Genomic DNA, 18719 nt, shown 5'->3' with positions numbered 1-18719 from the left:
TACTGGGTAAATTAAGCAGTTGAGTCTTTTTTTGTGAATTGAAACGATGAAACATGAAGCTGTCAACTACTGGTGATCAACAATAAGTAGCTGCACTAAATTGGCTTGTTGGTCCGCAACTTTGCTGATGACTAAATCAACCCTTCCCCCGAATAGATCGATTCAGTTAAACTTGTTCACGTTCGTTGTCGTTAATTGACTGCTGGGCCGATCATCAATCAGCAAGATTGGTAACCAACCATTTACGTTTGTAGCGAAAATCTGTTAATAGCTGCTCAGTGGTCCACTGATTAACAATATAATCGTTGATCGATGAGATAATACATTCCAACATGAAATATAAGAAACTGATCATCTCATCGTCAGAATCAATGTTAAGTTGATTTTGACGAATAACAGCAATCACTTGCTTAATAAAGTCAGAACTACTATCGATCACCCGAACTTCACGATAAGCTAACTCGGTCGTTGAACGCGTTAATAGCGATAAACGTTGCCAGTAATAACTATTTCGTGATAAGCGCGTACACCAACGTAAATAATTCTCAATCCCATCAAAAAAATTATCGTCGCTATCATCAATACTGTAAAGAATATCATGACGAATCACTTTAGCGTTTTGCCGCAAAGTATAAGTAAACGCATCATTAATATTCGCAAAGTATTTATAAAAAGCTCCTCGCGACATTCCCATCTTAGCAACAATTGTTGCCACCTTAACTTGGCTAGCAGGAGTATCATAAAAAGTTTCGACTAATAATTGATCAATTTCACGACGGCGAGCAGCAGACAAATTTAGAAAAGTTGCTTTTGGCACAATCTAGCTCCTCTCTAGTGACACTTTGTTACTCACACAAAAATATTATAGCAGACAAGTGACAAAGTGTCACTACCTTTTTGACTTTATTTTTCGACCACGGTCCAATCATGAATCGTTTTTCCTTGGTCATCATGCAATACTAACCAACTATTGGTGCCACCAAAATACAAGAACAGTCCGACTTCATTGACACTTTTCAAAGTAATCGGTGCCGTGGTGACAAAATTTTTATATTCAGTTTGATGCTCGGTACGTAATTGTTGGCCAAAGCGAGCACTAAACCCTAACCGACCATCTTTATTTAAAGGCGGGTCGGCCAACAGGGTCGCCCCTGGTGCCAATACCATTTCATTGCGTTTTACCCACCGTGCTGTCGCCTGGCAGCCTTGATAATCGATTTGAAAATCAATCTTAGCCACAGCCGCGCGCCAACGATGAACGGCCTTACCAGCCGGCTTCGCCTTGGTACCTGTTGCTGACTCAGGCTGACTAGTTGGCGTTTGATTCATGAAAGCCAAGAATTGGGCAAAAGGTTGCCAGTAACTCACTAATTGTTTTTCAAGATTGGCCGGTAGCTTAGTCAGCGGTTGCTTCAATAAAGTGTTTTTCAGAAATGGTAATAAATATTGGCTGTCAACGGCCCAAGGTAAGGTTAAGACGGCTCCAAATTCAGCATCGTTCAGGGTCACTGCTTTTTGAGTGACAGCTTTAATGACGCCAGCTTGCCACAGTAAATTGACGGTGGCCGGATCACCAGCGGAACTGGCCGCTAACTGGCCGGTCGGGACTAAGGCCAACTGACCGCGATCAATACCAAAATCAATTTGTAATTGCTCTGCATCGAGTGTTCCCTTGAAATCATTCATCTGCACTACTCCTTTTACCATCAAAAGTTTGCCGATCCAACAATAATGATTCAACTATAAGCCAATTCGGTCACCAGCACAATCTCATTTCAGTAATGAAAAAACTTGACTAGCACAGTAACCGCTATCGCGGACTTTTTTGATGATTTTTTTTATACTAATTCTAATGAAAGCCAGTCGGCCAAGAAGACAATTAGGGGAGAATCATGAAAGAAAAACTAAAGCGATTATTGCCAGCGGCCATTATTCTGGCCTTTAGCTGTTTAATGTTGCTGCCATATATTTGTTCTAAAGGCATTATCATGGGCGGTGATGCCATTTTTCACTACAATCGTTTCTACGATACGGCGATGCAAATCAAAACCGGGCACTTTAATTATTTCACTACTTTTTTCGGCTTTCAACAATCAGGACGAGTTGTTAATGCCGTTTATGGGCCTTTATTTGCCTATTTTCAAGGCTTCTTAGTCTTGATCAGTGGTTCTTGGCGCCATTATCAGATTCTCTCTGATTTGGTTCTTTACTTATTCGCCGGCGGTTCGATGTACCTCTTACTACGAACTAATCGGCTGAAGAAAACGTTGGCCTTGCCACTAGCCGGATTATTTATCACCACTTATGCCATTCAATATTGGACTTTAAGTCAAGGCTTCACTAGCTGGGGCACCAGTTTAATGCCCCTAGCACTAATTCCTTTATCCAAAATCGTCCGCGATAAACAACTGCCAGTTTGGTCAACAGCACTCGTATTAGCCCTAATGACGCAAATTCATGTGCTTTCGACCATCATGTTAGTTCTGCTTTACATCCCCTTTGTTGCTACTGCCCTTTATCATGGTAAAGTTGGCCGTTTATTCAAACAAATTGGTCAGGCTTTGCTAATTTACCTTGGTTTGACGGCCAACATTTGGTACGCAATGTTCACTTTATACCGGCATAATGACATCTTGCCGCCATTTATTAATGGCAATATGTCCCAGGATTCAATTAATACTGCGGCTTGGTATTGGTTAGTTATGCCCGTGGTGCTGATTATTCTCGGCCTGACGGCGATTTGGCCGTTGATTCGTCATTGGCGCCAGTTAAGCCTCTATAATCATCTGATTTGGCTGACCGCTTTGGTCTTTCTACTTTTATCAACCAATCTATTACCCTGGGACCACTTTATCCAACAAAAAATGTTCTTTGCCGAATTAATTCAATTCCCATTTCGTTTCTTTGCCCCATTTACCGTCTTGTTAATTATCGGTTACGGGCAATTGCTGAAAGAAGTGCCGAACTTTGAACGGATCGGTCCTTATTTCCTGACCTTCTTAACCCTACTCGGCCTCTTACAAACTAGCGCCAGTACTAGTCAATCTTTACAGAGCTTCTATCACAAAGACTGGCAGGCACAGCATGTGACTCATTCTTATGTGCTTAATAGTAATCAGGCCATTCGCCAAAGCATGGCCAGTCCGCAACTGCTCGACCTGCTAACTAATTTGCAAAAGTCGACGCCAGATTACTTGCCAGTGGATCAGCCAACCAAAGCGAGTAAGTACAATACTTACGCTCGCGAAATTGTTTTTAGCCACCAGAAGGTCACGAAAAAAGTCACGCCTAATGGTTTATTGATCAGTTGGTTTGCCCGCGATGATCGGCCGGTGCAACTGCCAGTGGTTCTGTATCATGACAGTCAATTATCTTTACCTGCTAGTAAGCAAAAGCTCGTCAAACCATTAGCCCTCAGCAGCATTGGCCAACCAACTGTGGTCAGCCGTCCCGGCCATAATCAACTGCTACTCCACTATCACAGCACCCTACCAATGCCGTGGTTACTCGCATTTGTCGGCTTGATTTGGTTGGTAGCTCTAAGTCAGCTGCTACGTTATCGGCTAATGATGAAACGCCAACTGCAACAACCAATATATGGCAAACAAGGGACTAATCGCCAAAACTAGTAAATTAAGCGCTAATCGCCCACAAAAAGTAAAAAAGCGATCCAAATAACGTCCGCGTCGATGTTGAGCACTCATTTGCTTGACCTGTTGTTCAGCCTGCAGCTCTCGTTGCGATTGTCGGCGCGCTTGCCACAGCTGCCAAACGTGCCACCAAAGCGGACTACTGCCCAAAAAGCTAACCAGCAAATAAGCATCAGTCCAACGCCAGGCTAAGTCCAAGCCACTGGTTTGCTGCAAATGGGTAAATAACCAAACAAATAAAACCGCCGGGATTAATTGCCGTAAATGCCGTAAATATGACTCCCAGTCAAATTGTTTCATGACCACTGCTCACTCCTGATAATAATTGATTTTTAAAGCGAATAAATGCGTTATTGCTGCTTATTAGTTTACCTAATTTAAGGGACGGCTGACAAGTCGAGCTGCTGTTTTCCACTAAGCCTCAAGTTCAGCACCACTTGAAATCAGGGCTACGTCAAACTACTAACCGGGTTAAATGCCAACTAACAATAGCGGGGCGAACTGCATCATGGCTCACCTAGTCGGAACCTTTAAACCAATCGAAAAGAGCTGCCCGACCGAACTTGTTCAAGTTCGGTCGGGCAGCTCTTTAGCATTTAAAACTGATGTTAATTAAATCAGCTTAATTGGTTGTACTTTGTAAAGGATACACATAATAATCTTGAACTTCAGTTGGATTGTCGAAAATAAAGCCGTTCTGTTGTTTATTATATTCATTTTCCTTAGTGGTACTATTACTGATTGTTTCTTTCTCTAACTCTAATTCAGTTCGAATAATATCTGAGACCCGTTGTAATTCGGCAGTTGTTGGAACTTGTACCGCGGCATCACCAGCATAAGCACTGATCCCTTGTAAATGATCACTGGTCACATTGGTGGCTGATGACCGATAATTTTTGAAAATCGTAATCATTTGGTCGGTGGTAAAGTTAGTTGTCAAATTATCAGAAATGGCATCCATTAACTTAGTGAAATTAGCCAACGTACCAGTACTAGCAGCTGATTTCAGAATTGCGGTAATAATCTGGCGTTGCCGTTTCTGACGGCCATAGTCGCCTTGGGGATCTTCGTAACGCATCCGCGCATAATCCAAAGCCTGTTTACCATCCAATTTCATCTTACCCTTAGTAAAAGTCGAGCCATTTGAACTAAAGGAGAAAGGTACGTCGACTTCAACCCCACCAACGGCCTCAACAATCTTTTTAAGGCCGCCCATGTTGATTGAGACATAATTAGTCAGGGGCACATTTAAAAGCTTAGAAACAGAATTTAAGGCCATTTTCGCGCCACCAATATTATTAGCCGCATTGATTTTCTCAAAATCAAATGACGAGGTGCCAATAATTTCGGCCATGGTATCCCGAGGAATACTAACTAACGTCGTTTGCTTTTTCTTAGGATTAACGGTGGCCACAATAATGGTGTCAGAATTACCGTTAACTTCAGTTCGACCTTCATCCCCAGTATCGGTCCCTAAAAGCAAGACTGAGAATGGTTCAGTTGCCGCAACAACTTTGGCGGTCTTAGCTTCAGCCGCCTTATCGACGGAAGAGTAAGTTTTATCAAGCGCTGATTTAGCTTGAGTGTACAAATGCAAACCATAAGCGCCAGCTGCCAGTAAGACGACCGCTAAACTAAGTAAAACAATTTTTAAAACACGATGTGATTTTTTGGGAAGTGGTTGTTCATTATTCGTTGCTGCTTCATTTTGGATCCGTTCGGAACGTGCATGCTTTGCCATTATGCCACCTAATTTTCAGTGCTTTTCAAAGTAAGTTGCCCTAAAAAATAACTTTTGGAAAAACTCAAAACAAAATGATAATCATGATCATTGTAACTTTCTTTGACTGACACTAGATTTTGAATACTTGTATAAAATAAAAATAGTCCAATGCTTATCATAAATGAGTGTTACTAGATAAGCAATGACTATTTGTGGACTTTTTTATTAAGAAACGATTAAATAACGTTTCTTAGAAATTATTCTTTAGGACGCGGCGCAATTCGCGATCTTGTTCACGACGTTTAATGGTCTCACGCTTATCGTATTCATGCTTACCCTGCGCAACGCCTAACAACACTTTAGCATAACCATGCTTTAAATAAACTTTCAAAGGCACAATGGTCATCCCAGCGGTTTTAATCACGCCACTGATTTTAGCGAGCTCACGTTTATGCAGTAACAGTTTACGATTGCGCAGCGGATCGTGATTAAAGCGATTGCCGGCATCATAAGGACTAATATGAACATTTTCTAACCATAACTCGCCACGATGAAACTGGGCAAACCCGTCTTTTAAGTTAATTTTGCCTGCACGAACTGATTTAATTTCAGTACCAGTCAGCGCAATCCCCGCTTCATACGTGTCAGTGATGGTGTAGTCATGTTGCGCTTTGCGGTTAGTTGCCACTTGATTACGAGGTTTTTCTTTTCTCTTTGCCAAAGTAAACACCACCTCTTCAATTGACTAACGACGGTTCTTTTGAGGCCGCCGTCCATTACTTTTGCCATCATTTTTGCGTTCATACTTATTATGGTGTCGTGATGGCGCACCAGTTGTTTTAGCTGCTGGCTTTGATTTCGAATCAGTGAAATCTGCTGGTGTATCCTGACCAGCAATAATGAAATCGATTTGACCTTGATCAGGATCAGCACGTAAAACTTTGACTTTGATTTCTTGCCCAATCTTAAAGATGGTATGTGTTTTAGCACCAGTTAAAGTCATTTGTCTCTCATCATAATCGTAGTAATCATCACGTAAATTCGAAATATGAATTAAACCTTCAACTGTATTATCTAAGGAAACAAACATCCCAAACTTCAAGACTGACGCAATCACACCAGTAAATTCTTGGCCGACTTTTGACATCATATATTGGGCCTTCTTCAGGTCATCAACATCACGTTCAGTATCAATTGAACGACGCTCTTGTTCTGAAGTGAAAGTGGCAATATCTGGTAACTTCTCCGTCCATTTTTCCTTGTTAGCTTCTGTTTTACCAACAGCGGCATAACTATGAATCAAACGATGGACGATCAAGTCAGGATAACGGCGAATTGGTGAGGTAAAGTGGGTATAGTAATCAGCACCGATCCCAAAATGTCCCAGTTGTTCAGTTGAATAATGAGCTTGCTTCATACTCCGTAAAAGCATCGTCGTAACAACCATTTCTTCCGGCGTGCCCGCAACCTTAGCTAAAGCTTGTTGCAATTCAATTGGCTTAATGTGGTCAGCTTTACCATGGCCAACAATACCAAAGGCAGAAACAAATTCGAAGAATGACTTCACTTTTTCAGCATCAGGTGTTTCGTGGACCCGGTACAAGAATGGCACTTGTTCGCGGCTGAAATGTTCAGCAACTGTCTCATTTGCAGCCAACATGAAGGATTCGATCATCCGTTCTGATAAACCACGATCCCGCAGAACAATATCAATTGGCCAGCCTTTTTCATCGACCTTGATTTGAGCTTCAGTTTCTTCGAAATCAATTGCCCCACGACGATGGCGCTTAGCAAATAAGATTTCATGTAAAGCTGACATTTGTGTCAACATTGGCACCAAATGCTCATATTCAGCCGTCAATTCAGGATCATGATCGGTCAAAATTTTATTTACGTTGTTATAAGTTAGGCGTGCCTTTGAACGAATCACACTAGGATAAATCTCGTGCTTGACAACTTGACCGCGATCATCAATTTCCATGTCACAAGTCAAGGCCAAGCGATTTTCGTTAGGATTCAATGAGCAGATCCCGTTTGATAAACGGAATGGTAACATCGGCAAAACGCGGTCGGTCAAGTAAGTACTGGTCCCACGAGCAAAAGCTTCTTTATCTAAAGGAGAATCCTCAGTCACATAATGACTAACGTCGGCAATATGAACACCTAAATGATAATTGCCATTTGGTAATTGCCAAACAGTGACGGCATCATCAAAGTCTTTCGAATCATCGCCATCAATCGTCACCACTTGTTGGTCCGTAATATCGCGACGATTAGCCCAATCCTGTGGTAATAATTCATCAGGAATTTCTTCTGATTGAGCCAGCGCATCTTCAGGAAACTCGGTCCGCACGCCATGTTGATAAACAATCGTCATGATATCAACACCGGGATCGTTCTTATTACCTAAAGTGGCCATCGCAATCCCCAACATTCGGGTTGGAAAAGCATCGCTAGGATATTCGGTAATTTCAACTTGAACCATGTCCCCAGCTTGAGGATGGATCCCCGTGTCACGAATATAAACCGGGTAAGAAGCAAACTTTTTGTCATGGCTGCGAACGCTACCTAACAAGCCAGTTTTCTTAACTTGTTGATCACTGTAAGGAATGAATTCCCCAACTAATTGCGTTAAACCATGTTCAATGATTTCCTCAACTTCGCCTTCAGGTCCGCGGCCATTCCAAGGATTAGCGGCCTTAACAAGCTTCACCTTTACCGTATCGCCTTGTAAGGCATGAGCTGTTTTCTGCTTTGGTACGAAAACATCTGGAATTTCTTCCTTGCTGTCAGGATCAGCCTCTAAACGAACAAAGCCAAACCCCTTATCATTAGCCGCAAACCGACCAGTGACTTCTTCAGAAGTTGGTGTTAATTTGAAACGACCACCTTCGTTAACACTAATGGCGTTTTCGCCTTCTAAAGTTGCTAAAATTCGCACCACGCGCTTGAAAGAATTAGCACCATTTAATTTTAAAATATCATTAATATCTTGAACAGCGTATTTCCGATTAGGATTGGCCCGGAAAATTTCGAGCACTTCCGCTGTTAAATAATCATCATTTTTCATCTAAACCCTCATTTCAATTTATCGAGAAAACTGGTTATATCTTGGCCCAATTGTTGATGAGCCTGATTGACCGTCAAAACATGCCCGGCCTCAGGATACCAACAAAACGTCAACCATTGTGCCGGAATCTGTTTAGCTAAACGACGCCCGGCTTGGGGATCAATTAATTCGTCGCAGCCACCTTGAGCCACCAAAAAAGGCTTTTGAATCAAGGCCATTTTCGGTTGCAGCTGCCGTGTCAAACTTTGCACATCTGCTAGTTGCTGAGGTAATAATTGCTGAATCAATTGTAATTCACGTTGCTGTTGATAAGTGTCGCGGCCGACTAACTGGTCGATTTTTTGCGCATAATGAATAAATTGCTTCGGTATGCGGGAAAAATCGTCAGTAAAAATCGGCGCACTGATCGTTCCCCCAGCAATAACACTTGCTTGCGTTAGCACGGCCTTTGCAGCAAAGATGCCACCAAGCGACAAGCCAAAACAAGCAATCCGCTGATAACCGCGATGCTGCAAATCAGCAATTGCTTTTAAAGTATCCTGCCACCAAGCTGCTGGACTCCCCATCATTAGAATATTGAGCGGATCTGCCGTTGCATGACCTCGAAATTGCGGTACCAAAACTGAATAGCCCTGGCGATTTAAAGCCTGAGCTAATAAACGCATATCAGTTGAACTACCAGTGTAGGCATGCAGTAAAAGAACTGCCACGTTCCGCGAACCAGCAAGAAATAGTGGCTGTGGCCATTGACGATCCATATCATGCTCCTTATTCTTAACAAAAAAACTCCCGCAATCGCAGGAGTTTTAGCTAATCATTCTAATGCGAAGACAGATAAACTAATACCAATGCAAGAACAAAAAAGAGACCGCCTAAAACAGCTGTGACCCGTTCCATCACGGCTTCAAAGCCACGTTTCTTTGTTTGTCCAAACAACTCACCGCCACCACCAGAAAGGGCGTTTAAAGCATCTTGTTGTTTTGATGGTTGCATCATGACCGCGATCACGATGGCAATTGAATCAATAATTAATAACGTCTGAATGACATTGTACATGAAGCTTGCCTCCGAACTATAACCTGAGTTTCTTACTTATGAAATTTTACCATAATCTTAGTGTGATTGCTAGTCAACAGCGAATAACTTGTGCAGTATTCTGTTTACTCACTGAATTAAAAGTGTCGAGACAAAGCACTAAAAAACGGTGATGGTGCTGAAACAGAACTGAGCCTGACTCTGTTCCGGGCTGCTTGGCGTGGAACGCGGCCGACGTTGATCTGAGCCAATTACAAACCAAATTGTCTCAGATACAAGTCTTGTACTAAGTGGCATAGCCACTAAGTACAATTTGGCGGCTGACGCCAAGATCCCTCCACGCCGTCTGGAGTTGAAGTGGTTCACTTTATTTTTGCTAGCAATCAATGCAGCCATTGTAAGATTGCAGCAAATATCTGACCTATGGCACAGTCTCAAATTTAGCGGCTGACAACCACGCCCTCCATTCCGTCTGAAGTTGAAATAGTACACTGCACTGTTTTTAGTGGTTAAGGCAATTATAGTGGGATTAATCAACTTCATTTAAATTGTTATCACAACTGAACGGCATATCAAAAAGTCTGTCTGACGTTTTAAAGGGACTATAGCACTCTTTCATCCAGAAAACTTGTCAAACGGACTTATTAGTTTATATCAATTTGTTTTTCCAAACAGTGGTGCTCAATTCCGTAAGTTTGTACAGGTGGTTGCTGGGCGATTGGCGTCAGCTGTGAAATTTGACTTGCTGCTTTAGCAGCTAGTCAAAGCCTCGTATTTGAGATTGTTGCGTCAGCAATAAGCTCAAATCGATGGCCACAGCGTTCCACGCCCTCTAAATCGCCCAGCAACCACCGTCCCAATTGGCAAGACTTGGCACTTTCTAATTTTGGTTCAAAACACAAAAAAATGCCGCTGTGGAATTCCACAGCGACACTCTCGTCTAACTTAGTTAATTATTTGTCCCACTTTGCAGCGAAACCATTTTTGTTGAAATCAACATTGTAGAAACTCTTGATACCGTTGTATTTAGCAGCATCACCAAGTTGGTCTTCGATCCGCATTAATTGATTGTATTTAGCAATCCGATCAGTCCGGCTCATTGAACCAGTCTTGATTTGGCCAGCGTTAGTTGCAACAACCAAGTCAGCAATTGTTGTATCTTCAGTTTCACCTGAACGATGAGAAACGATTGCTGAGTAGCCAGCTTCTTTAGCCATTTCAATAGCTTCAAAAGTTTCAGTCAAAGTACCGATTTGGTTAACTTTGATTAAGATTGAGTTTGCAGCACCCATCTTGATACCTTTTTCAAGGTAAGCAGTGTTAGTAACGAAGAAGTCATCACCAACAAGTTGAACTTTCTTGCCAAGTTCTTTAGTGATTTCTGCCCAGTCGTCCCAGTTGTTTTCGTCGATTGGATCTTCGATAGAAACGATTGGGTACTTGTCAGCTAAACCTTCAAGATACTTGCTGAATGATGGTGTGTCGAATTCTTCACCAGTTGACCAGCGTAACTTGTACTTCTTGTCTTCGTCATTCCATAATTCAGAAGCAGCAACGTCAATTGCAATAGCAACGTCTTTACCAGGCTTGTAACCAGCCTTAGTAATAGCGTCAACTAAGTATTGCAAAGGTTCTTCGTTGTTAGCAAAGTCAGGTGCGAAACCACCTTCGTCACCAACTGAAGTAGCTTTGCCGTCAGCTTCCAATAAGCCCTTCAAAGTATGGAAAGTTTCTGAACCCATCCGAACTGCTTCACGGATTGATTTAGCACCGATAGGCATGATCATGAATTCTTGGAAGTCCACTTTGTTGTCAGAGTGAGCACCACCATTGATAACGTTCATCATTGGTGTTGGCAATACGTAGCTGTTAGGGCCGCCAAGGTATTCGTATAAAGGCATGCCTAATTCATCAGCAGCAGCACGTGCAGCAGCTAAAGATACGCCTAAGATAGCGTTAGCGCCTAATTTGCCTTTGTTTGGTGTGCCATCAAGATCAATCATAGCTTGGTCTAATGCACGTTGGTCAGTAGCGTCCATGCCGATAACTGCTTTAGCGATGATGTCGTTAACGTTAGCAACAGCTTTTAAAACACCTTTGCCGCCAAAACGTGATTTGTCGCCATCACGTAATTCAACAGCTTCGTGTTCACCAGTAGAAGCACCTGAAGGAACAATAGCGCGGCCAAAGCCACCTAATTCAGTATAAACTTCAACTTCAACAGTAGGATTACCACGTGAGTCTAAGACTTCGCGGCTTAAAACATCAGTAATTACAGACATTTAGTTCGCTCCTTTAAATTTTCCCGAATAAATTCGGTTGATATCATCATTTTAACAAATTTTCATTGAAAAATAACTAAGAATCGTGATTAATTTTGATAGTTAACTAAAGCTAAGAATGAATCAGGTACCATGCTGGCACCACCGACTAAGCCACCATCAATATCAGGTTTAGCCATTAATTCTTTAACATTAGCAGGTTTAACGGAACCACCGTATTGAATGCGAACATTCTCAGCAGTTTGTTCGTTGTATAAGCCTTTAACAGCTTCACGAATAGCATGGCACATTTCTTGAGCTTGGTCAGCAGAAGCAGTCTTACCAGTACCGATTGCCCAGATTGGTTCGTAGGCAATCACTGATTTAGAAACTTCTTCAGCAGTTAAACCAGCAAGAGCACCCTTGATCTGAGCAACAACCCAGTCAGTTTGCTTGCCAGCTTCACGTGTTTCCAAGCTTTCACCACAGCAGATAATTGGTAACATGTTGTTACGGAAAATAGCCTTAGCTTTTTTGTTGATATCTTCATCAGTTTCGTGGAAATAGCCACGACGTTCTGAATGACCGATAACAACATAGTCAACGCCCATTTCAGACAAAGCTTTAGGTGAAGTTTCACCAGTAAAAGCACCTTCGTCTTCAAAGTAGCAGTTTTCAGCAGCAACTTTAAGATCAGAATCCTTCGAGAACCAAACCAAAGCGTTTAAGTCAATGGCAGGTGCTGCAATAACTGATTCAACTTGATCAGCAGCAGGCAATTTGCCTTTGATAGCTTCAAGAAATGCTTGGGTTTCTTGAGGGTTCTTATTCATTTTCCAGTTACCAGCGATAATTGGTTTACGCAATATTTTTCACCTCAGAAATTATTTTTCAGAAATTGCAGCGATACCAGGTAAAGTCTTACCTTCAAGATATTCAAGCGAAGCGCCACCACCAGTTGAGATGTGGGTAATCTTGTCAGCAATACCTAATTGGATTGCAGCAGCAGCTGAATCGCCACCACCGATGATTGTTGTTGCGTCAGTTAAGTCACCTAAAGCACGACCAACTTCCAAAGTACCTTCAGCATAGTTGCTCATTTCGAAAGCACCCATTGGGCCGTTCCAAACAACTGTCTTAGCATCTTTTAAGATGTCTTTGAATAAAGCAATTGTCTTAGGACCGATATCTAAGCCCATTTCGCCGTCAGGAATGTCTTGGCCAACAACTTCATGCTTAGCGTCGTTTGAGAATTCAGCAGCAGCAACGTTGTCAACTGGTAAGACTAATTTGTCGCCAGCCTTAGCTAATAATTCTTTAGCTAAATCAAGCTTGTCAGCTTCGAATAATGATTTACCAATCTTGTGGCCTTGAGCAGCTAAGAATGTGTAAGCCATGCCACCACCGATTAAGATATGGTCAGACTTAGGAATCAAGTTTTCGATGACACCAATCTTGTCAGAAACCTTTGCACCACCAAGGATGGTAACAAATGGATGAACTGGCTTGTCAACGGCAGTCCCTAAGAATTTGATTTCCTTTTCCATTAAGAAACCAGCAGCAGCAGGTTTGCCAGCAGCTTTCATAGCTGTTGCAATACCAACGTTAGAAGCATGTGCACGGTGAGCAGTACCGAAAGCATCGTTGACATAAACGTCACCTAATGATGCCCAGTATTCGCCTAATTTAGGATCGTTCTTGCTTTCGCGCTTGCCAAAGTCATTGTCGATATCTTGGAAACGAGTGTTTTCCATTAAGATAACGTCGCCGTCTTTCATAGCGTTAATAGCTGATTCTAAGTCAGCACCTTCGTTAGTTGGTACGAACTTAACTTCTTTGCCGAGTAATTCAGATAAACGAGCAGCAACTGGGCGTAAGCTCAATTCCTTCTTGTCATCGTCACTCTTGATTCGGCCAAGATGTGAAAGTAAAATCGCCTTGCCATTATGTTCAGTAACATATTTGATTGTTGGTAAAGCAGCAACAATCCGATTATCGTTACCGATCACGCCATTTTTAATAGGCACATTGAAGTCAACACGAATTAAGACTTTCTTATCTTGAACATCAACGTCAGAAACAATTAATTTTGCCATTGTGGACAACCTCCAAGAATTTTTTTCATAATAAAAGGCGAAAGGAGTCGACCTCCCTCCGCCTTAAAAATCAACAGTTCAAAGTTTAAATATTTAGTTTGAAATTTCTAATTAAAGAGTTGCAAACTTCAATAAAGTACGAACCATTTGGCAAGTGAAGCCGTATTCGTTGTCGTACCAAGCAACAGCCTTAACTAATTGCTTGTCGCCAGCAGTTGTAACTTCAGTTTGAGTTGGGTCAAAGATTGAACCAAATGTTGTGCCAATGATATCGCTAGAAACAACGCTGTCTTCGTTGTAGCCGAATGAAGGGTTATCGATAGTGTATTTCTTAACAGCAGCATTTACTTCGTCAGCGTCTTTAACTGGCTTGCTTAAGATTGATACTAATTCAGTAACAGAACCATCAGGCACACCAACACGTTGTGCATGGCCTTGTAACTTGCCCTTTAATTCAGGTAATACTAAGCCAATAGCCTTAGCAGCACCAGTTGAATGAGGGATAGTGTTGATAGCAGCAGCACGTGCAGCACGAACATTACCTTTACGTTCTGGGCCGTCAAGAAGCATTTGAGTTGAAGTATAAGCATGGATAGTTGTCATAGTACCAACTTCGATACCAAATTCATTGTTCAAAGCTTGTGCGAATGGAGCTAATGAGTTTGTAGTACATGAACCTGCAGAAACGATCTTGTCGTCAGCAGTTAATGTGTCTTCGTTTACACTGTAAACAATTGTCTTAAGGTCGCTGCCGGCAGGAGCAGAGATCAAGACACGCTTAGCACCGGCATCCAAATGAGCTTGTGCTTTAGCTTTAGAAGTGTAGAAACCAGTACATTCAAGTACAAAGTCAACACCGTCATTTTTAACCCAAGGAATATTTTGTGCTTGTGGTTCAGCGTATACATGGTATGACTTACCATTAACAATGATTGAGTCTTCAGTTGCGCTAACTTCAGCATCTAAAGTACCATGAGTTGAATCATACTTTAATAAGTGAGCTAACATAGCAGGTGAAGTCAAATCGTTGATAGCAACAACTTCGATATCACTTGATTTTGCACCAAGTTCCATAATACGACGGAATGCTAAACGACCAATACGGCCGAAACCGTTAATACCAATCTTTACAGTCATACAAATTTCCTCCTTCAGGAAATAAAAATTTCTTTAAAAGGTTGCCCCTTTTAAAAGCGAGTTAGCGGCACCCTCATCCGTGAGAAACCACGTCTGTTGAGGTGCATTGTGCATGTAAGCGCGGATTGCAGCGGCCTTCTTAGCGCCACCAGCAACGGCAAATACATACGGTATATCAGTAAGATCCCGAATCTGTAAACCAATTCGCGGTATCTTATAAACGACCTGACCTTCCTCATCGAAGAAATAACCAAACGCTTCAGCCACAGCATGACGTGCCTTTAATTGGTTAATCACGCTAGTAGACATATTCCGACGTTCAGCCATGGTCATGGCCTCGCCAATACTGTGCAAGACAACATTGGCGTGAGAAATCAAATCTAAAACTGATTTGATCGATGGCTCTTTAAGCAACGGTTCATAGGTTTGTTCACTGATATCCTCAGGGACGTACAGGCTACGATGACTGCCGCCCGTTCGTTGCGCCATTTGCGAACAAATCGCATTGGCTTGGATATCAACTCGCTCACCAACCCCACCACGAGCCGGGACAAATAATAACTCACGTTGTTGGGCTAATTCAGGTGTCAACTCTTTGGCAACAACTGCCATCGTTGAACCACCCATTGCCGCAATCACGTTTTGTCCGTTAGGTAATAAGACGGATAAGGTCTTATTTAAGAGCTGACCCACATTTTCCAAAACTCTTGGTTGCTGATCACTGTCGCCCGAAACAATCAACACGTGATCAATTCCCAGCAAAGCAGCCAAGCGCCGTTCCTTACGAGGAAAGCCTAACAAATCTGACATTAAATCGTCAAGTTTGACGAGAACATCATGTCCGCTCTCTGTTAATACCATACCTAATTTAGAGGATAATATCAATCCAGAGGCTTTCAAAATGTCGGTTTCCGTTCGTAAAACACGCTCACTTAAACCAAGTTCTTGGGCCAACGTGCGCCGACCAACCGGCTCCATCCATTGAATCCGTTGGAGGATCAAATAGCGTTGCCGAATGGTATTTGAGAAGCCTGGGGCGATTGTATCTATCCACGATAAGTCATTTTGCATCATAGCCAGACCTTTCAGTGGGACGGTAATCGTCCATTGGTGTCATTTAGCGACCCATCTATGCCAAAAAATAAGGCGCTTATCAATACATAACACCTATCTCAAGCACAAGTTTATTATAACAACGCTTAATTCAGAATGCAAGATTTGCAAGCGCTTCAATCACAAAATCACAAATATTTCTAATAGAATCCCATTAGAACGGTCTTTATAACCGGACAATTTTGAAAATAGTTTGTGCAGGCAGTCAATTTGGTTGCAATCGAAGTGCCTCTACTATTATAACAGACTTACTCACTTCTGGAATAGGATATGATTTGTCTTGGCGATTAAGGCTAATTGAGCCCACTATAGCAGTTCAAAACATTGATATTTTAGTGGAAGTGTCGAAACTAAATTGGTTCTGACTCCATTGCGGGCTGCTTGTCGTGGAACGCGGCCGACATTGATTTGAGCTTATTGCTGCGCAACAATCTCAAATACAAGTCTTATTGTAAGTGCTAAAGCACCAACAATAATTTGGCGGCTGGCGCCAAGATCCCTCCATTCCGTCTGGAGTTGAGTTAGTTCACTTCATCTTTGTTACCACTTAAGCCAGTGACCGTGGGATTTACTAGTCCATTTCAATTAGTACTAATAGTTAAATAGCAAAAAGCGGTACGACTTCTCTATTCATCAAATAGAAATTGTCACGCCGTTCTTGTATCACCACAATCTGGTTCGGCCAAATAGTGGTGCCTAATTCTGCAAGTTTCAGCCAGGCAGGGGACCAGCGATTGGCGCCAATGGTGAAATTATTCTTGCCGCTTTAGCGGTTAGAATAAGGCTTGTATCTGAGATTGTTGCGCCAGCAATAAGCTCAAATCAATGCCCACCATGTTCCACGCCCTCTTAATCGCTGGGCCCCTGCCGCTCTCAACTTAGGAGGGACTTAACCCCACACCAAACAACAAAAAAATACCGCAGTGACACTTTTACTTAAAAAGTTATCATTGCGGTATTAAATTATATTCTTGCGCGATTACCAATGCGGTTTTGACGATTGACGTCAATTAACCACGCATAATTCAGTCAATTACTTACTTGGCTTTTCGTTCATGTTAACCATGATCTTGTCGATCAAGCCATAATTCTTAGCTTCTTCGGCAGTCATATAGTTATCACGTTCAGTATCCTTTTGGATTGTTGCCATGTCTTGACCAGTTGCATCAGATAAAATCTTATTCATCTTTTTACGAGTCTTAACGATTTCTTCAGCAGCAATTTCAATTTCAGTTGCTTGGCCTTGAGCGCCGCCTAATGGTTGGTGAATTAAGACAGTGGAGTTAGGTAAAGCAAAGCGCTTGCCCTTAGTCCCAGTTGCCAAAAGTACACTGGCCATTGAAGCTGCCATCCCAATGGCAATCGTTTGAACATCAGATTTAATGAAGTTCATCGTATCCATGATGGCCAAACCAGAAGTAATGACACCACCAGGTGAGTTGATATAAATCGAAATATCTTTAGTTGAATCTTGTGCGTCTAGGAAAAGTAACTGGGCAATAATTGAATTGGCCGTTTGATCGTTAATTTCACCAGACAACATGATAATGCGGTCTTTCAATAAACGTGAGTAAATATCGTAGGCACGTTCGCCACGTGAAGTCTGCTCAATAACTGTTGGCACTAACATATTGTAGCCTCCTTAAATCGTGCTAAGAAATTAGCACTTAAATGATCACTCTGCTAATTTAGCATATTAGTCAAAATAGGTCAAACATTTTTGCTTAATAACTTAAAAATATTTCTATTCAATCCGCCTCAAGAAAGACGAGCCAATAATCGCGCCGTTAATTGCTGATAATTCGCATACAACGCGGTGAACCGATTATCATGACGCGCCTCCCACGGCTTGGGCTGACCACAAAAATGTAGGAAAACTGTCTGACTCATAATCCAGTGTAAATCATTCTCGCCTAAACTGCGAGTAAAATAAACCGCATATTTGCGGGCATCATAATTCCAAATTTCTTCAGGAATTTCTTTAATCTCGCGACCATATAAATAATTCAATAAATCCTGATCTGGTAACAATAAATACTCGCTCTTAGTGGCAATAACGTCTTGAATATCCGCGAAATGAACCAATTGCCGTGCTCGTTGCAAATCGATCAACATGACCCCGGAATTGAAATACGCATGATCCGTTCCCAGCCGCAACTTATTCAAGTCAGTGACTAAATTCGTCATCCCCGTGTGCGTTGCCGCTGCAAAAGTGCTCTCACCTAAATCCAATTGCCACAATGGTACCACCGAATTCAATACTAAAATATCTGGATCTAAATAAAGAACTCGTTTGAGCTGCTGCGGTAATAATTCACCACACAGCAAGCGGAAATACATTTCAATTGGATAACGATCCTCTGTTGGTGCTTGGCGCCACTGTTCACCATCAACTTTCACCGCGGTAAACTCTTGCTGATAATGATTAACCAAGGCTTGCAGCTGTTGCAAATCTGCCATTGGAATCTCCTCATGAATCAACCAAATTCGAAAATGCTGCTGCGGATTGTGTTCAAACAATGAGACCAGCATCACCGAAACAGGTTTCAGGTAATGCTGATTTAAAGTCACTAGAATGTCAATTGGTTCTACTTTCTGCGCCATCAATTTCCCTCACTATCTTCGCTGTTCAGC

Annotated in this window: 16 protein-coding genes; 1 reads left to right on the top strand and 15 read right to left on the bottom strand. The window is 42.1% G+C overall.

Features of this window, described 5'->3' with window-relative positions:
- Positions 1 to 214: 214 nt before the first annotated feature.
- Together EKM82_RS03570 and EKM82_RS03565 are read right to left on the bottom strand one after the other, a co-directional pair.
- Positions 215 to 817 (bottom strand): TetR/AcrR family transcriptional regulator, encoded by a 603-nt coding sequence (locus EKM82_RS03570; protein WP_164508085.1) that lies wholly within the window; start codon positions 815 to 817, stop codon positions 215 to 217.
- Positions 818 to 903: 86 nt separating this feature from the next.
- Positions 904 to 1686, bottom strand: coding sequence for a hypothetical protein (locus tag EKM82_RS03565; protein ID WP_125766942.1), 783 nt, complete (start codon positions 1684 to 1686; stop codon positions 904 to 906).
- A gap of 206 nt (positions 1687 to 1892) precedes the next feature.
- Between EKM82_RS03565 and EKM82_RS03560 the strand changes: the two genes are divergently transcribed.
- Positions 1893 to 3629 carry a hypothetical protein gene (locus tag EKM82_RS03560; RefSeq protein ID WP_125766941.1) on the top strand — a complete coding sequence of 579 codons (1737 nt, stop codon included), beginning with the start codon at positions 1893 to 1895 and terminating at the stop codon, positions 3627 to 3629.
- On the opposite strand, the gene EKM82_RS03555 is transcribed toward EKM82_RS03560, so the two are convergent.
- The 13 genes from EKM82_RS03555 to EKM82_RS03495 form a co-directional block, all read right to left on the bottom strand.
- A complete protein-coding gene (locus EKM82_RS03555) occupies positions 3564 to 3950 on the bottom strand; it encodes a hypothetical protein (protein WP_125766940.1) in 387 nt (128 codons plus the stop codon). The two genes, EKM82_RS03560 and EKM82_RS03555, sit on opposite strands and share 66 nt — an antisense overlap.
- Positions 3951 to 4272: 322 nt before the next feature.
- Complete coding sequence (locus EKM82_RS03550) at positions 4273 to 5391, bottom strand: LCP family protein (protein WP_125766939.1); 1119 nt, start codon at positions 5389 to 5391, stop codon at positions 4273 to 4275.
- A gap of 232 nt (positions 5392 to 5623) precedes the next feature.
- A complete protein-coding gene (gene smpB, locus EKM82_RS03545; RefSeq protein ID WP_125766938.1) occupies positions 5624 to 6094 on the bottom strand; it encodes an SsrA-binding protein SmpB in 471 nt (156 codons plus the stop codon).
- A gap of 24 nt (positions 6095 to 6118) precedes the next feature.
- A complete protein-coding gene (rnr, locus tag EKM82_RS03540; protein WP_125766937.1) occupies positions 6119 to 8443 on the bottom strand; it encodes a ribonuclease R in 2325 nt (774 codons plus the stop codon).
- 8 nt (positions 8444 to 8451) lie between these two features.
- The gene (locus EKM82_RS03535) at positions 8452 to 9201 is read right to left on the bottom strand and encodes an alpha/beta hydrolase (protein ID WP_125766936.1); all 750 of its coding nucleotides are present in this window, start codon (positions 9199 to 9201) and stop codon (positions 8452 to 8454) included.
- A 61-nt stretch (positions 9202 to 9262) separates the two neighbouring features.
- The gene (gene secG / locus EKM82_RS03530; protein ID WP_125766935.1) at positions 9263 to 9499 is read right to left on the bottom strand and encodes a preprotein translocase subunit SecG; all 237 of its coding nucleotides are present in this window, start codon (positions 9497 to 9499) and stop codon (positions 9263 to 9265) included.
- A 932-nt stretch (positions 9500 to 10431) separates the two neighbouring features.
- Positions 10432 to 11760 carry a phosphopyruvate hydratase gene (gene eno, locus EKM82_RS03525; protein ID WP_125766934.1) on the bottom strand — a complete coding sequence of 443 codons (1329 nt, stop codon included), beginning with the start codon at positions 11758 to 11760 and terminating at the stop codon, positions 10432 to 10434.
- Positions 11761 to 11849: 89 nt separating this feature from the next.
- A complete protein-coding gene (gene tpiA / locus EKM82_RS03520) occupies positions 11850 to 12605 on the bottom strand; it encodes a triose-phosphate isomerase (RefSeq protein WP_125766933.1) in 756 nt (251 codons plus the stop codon).
- Positions 12606 to 12623: 18 nt separating this feature from the next.
- Positions 12624 to 13835: a phosphoglycerate kinase gene (locus EKM82_RS03515; RefSeq protein ID WP_125766932.1), complete on the bottom strand. Its 1212-nt coding sequence runs from the start codon at positions 13833 to 13835 to the stop codon at positions 12624 to 12626.
- 111 nt (positions 13836 to 13946) lie between these two features.
- Positions 13947 to 14972, bottom strand: coding sequence for a type I glyceraldehyde-3-phosphate dehydrogenase (gap, locus tag EKM82_RS03510; RefSeq protein ID WP_125647554.1), 1026 nt, complete (start codon positions 14970 to 14972; stop codon positions 13947 to 13949).
- A gap of 33 nt (positions 14973 to 15005) precedes the next feature.
- Entirely contained in the window at positions 15006 to 16043 is a 1038-nt protein-coding gene (locus EKM82_RS03505) for a sugar-binding transcriptional regulator (protein WP_125766970.1), read from the bottom strand.
- A 1075-nt stretch (positions 16044 to 17118) separates the two neighbouring features.
- Positions 17119 to 17715: an ATP-dependent Clp endopeptidase proteolytic subunit ClpP gene (gene clpP / locus EKM82_RS03500; protein WP_125647557.1), complete on the bottom strand. Its 597-nt coding sequence runs from the start codon at positions 17713 to 17715 to the stop codon at positions 17119 to 17121.
- 128 nt (positions 17716 to 17843) lie between these two features.
- Entirely contained in the window at positions 17844 to 18689 is an 846-nt protein-coding gene (locus tag EKM82_RS03495) for a glycosyltransferase family 8 protein (protein WP_125766931.1), read from the bottom strand.
- Positions 18690 to 18719: the final 30 nt, after the last annotated feature.

The organism is Lapidilactobacillus wuchangensis (genome assembly GCF_003946645.1).
GTDB classification, from domain to species: domain Bacteria; phylum Bacillota; class Bacilli; order Lactobacillales; family Lactobacillaceae; genus Lapidilactobacillus; species Lapidilactobacillus wuchangensis.
The sequence above is the reverse complement of the archived record's forward strand: the minus strand, read 5'-3'. Positions and strand labels throughout refer to the sequence as shown.

What these genes read in the sequence shown, in the direction of transcription:
- EKM82_RS03550 (WP_125766939.1), bottom strand. Translation starts at nt 5,391, where the DNA reads ATGGCAAAGCATGCACGTTCCGAACGGATCCAAAATGAAGCAGCAACG.
- gap (WP_125647554.1), bottom strand. Translation starts at nt 14,972, where the DNA reads ATGACTGTAAAGATTGGTATTAACGGTTTCGGCCGTATTGGTCGTTTA.
- EKM82_RS03535 (WP_125766936.1), bottom strand. Translation starts at nt 9,201, where the DNA reads ATGGATCGTCAATGGCCACAGCCACTATTTCTTGCTGGTTCGCGGAAC.
- EKM82_RS03515 (WP_125766932.1), bottom strand. Translation starts at nt 13,835, where the DNA reads ATGGCAAAATTAATTGTTTCTGACGTTGATGTTCAAGATAAGAAAGTC.
- secG (WP_125766935.1), bottom strand. Translation starts at nt 9,499, where the DNA reads ATGTACAATGTCATTCAGACGTTATTAATTATTGATTCAATTGCCATC.
- EKM82_RS03560 (WP_125766941.1), top strand. Translation starts at nt 1,893, where the DNA reads ATGAAAGAAAAACTAAAGCGATTATTGCCAGCGGCCATTATTCTGGCC.
- eno (WP_125766934.1), bottom strand. Translation starts at nt 11,760, where the DNA reads ATGTCTGTAATTACTGATGTTTTAAGCCGCGAAGTCTTAGACTCACGT.
- EKM82_RS03505 (WP_125766970.1), bottom strand. Translation starts at nt 16,043, where the DNA reads ATGCAAAATGACTTATCGTGGATAGATACAATCGCCCCAGGCTTCTCA.
- rnr (WP_125766937.1), bottom strand. Translation starts at nt 8,443, where the DNA reads ATGAAAAATGATGATTATTTAACAGCGGAAGTGCTCGAAATTTTCCGG.
- clpP (WP_125647557.1), bottom strand. Translation starts at nt 17,715, where the DNA reads ATGTTAGTGCCAACAGTTATTGAGCAGACTTCACGTGGCGAACGTGCC.
- EKM82_RS03495 (WP_125766931.1), bottom strand. Translation starts at nt 18,689, where the DNA reads ATGGCGCAGAAAGTAGAACCAATTGACATTCTAGTGACTTTAAATCAG.
- EKM82_RS03565 (WP_125766942.1), bottom strand. Translation starts at nt 1,686, where the DNA reads ATGAATGATTTCAAGGGAACACTCGATGCAGAGCAATTACAAATTGAT.
- EKM82_RS03555 (WP_125766940.1), bottom strand. Translation starts at nt 3,950, where the DNA reads ATGAAACAATTTGACTGGGAGTCATATTTACGGCATTTACGGCAATTA.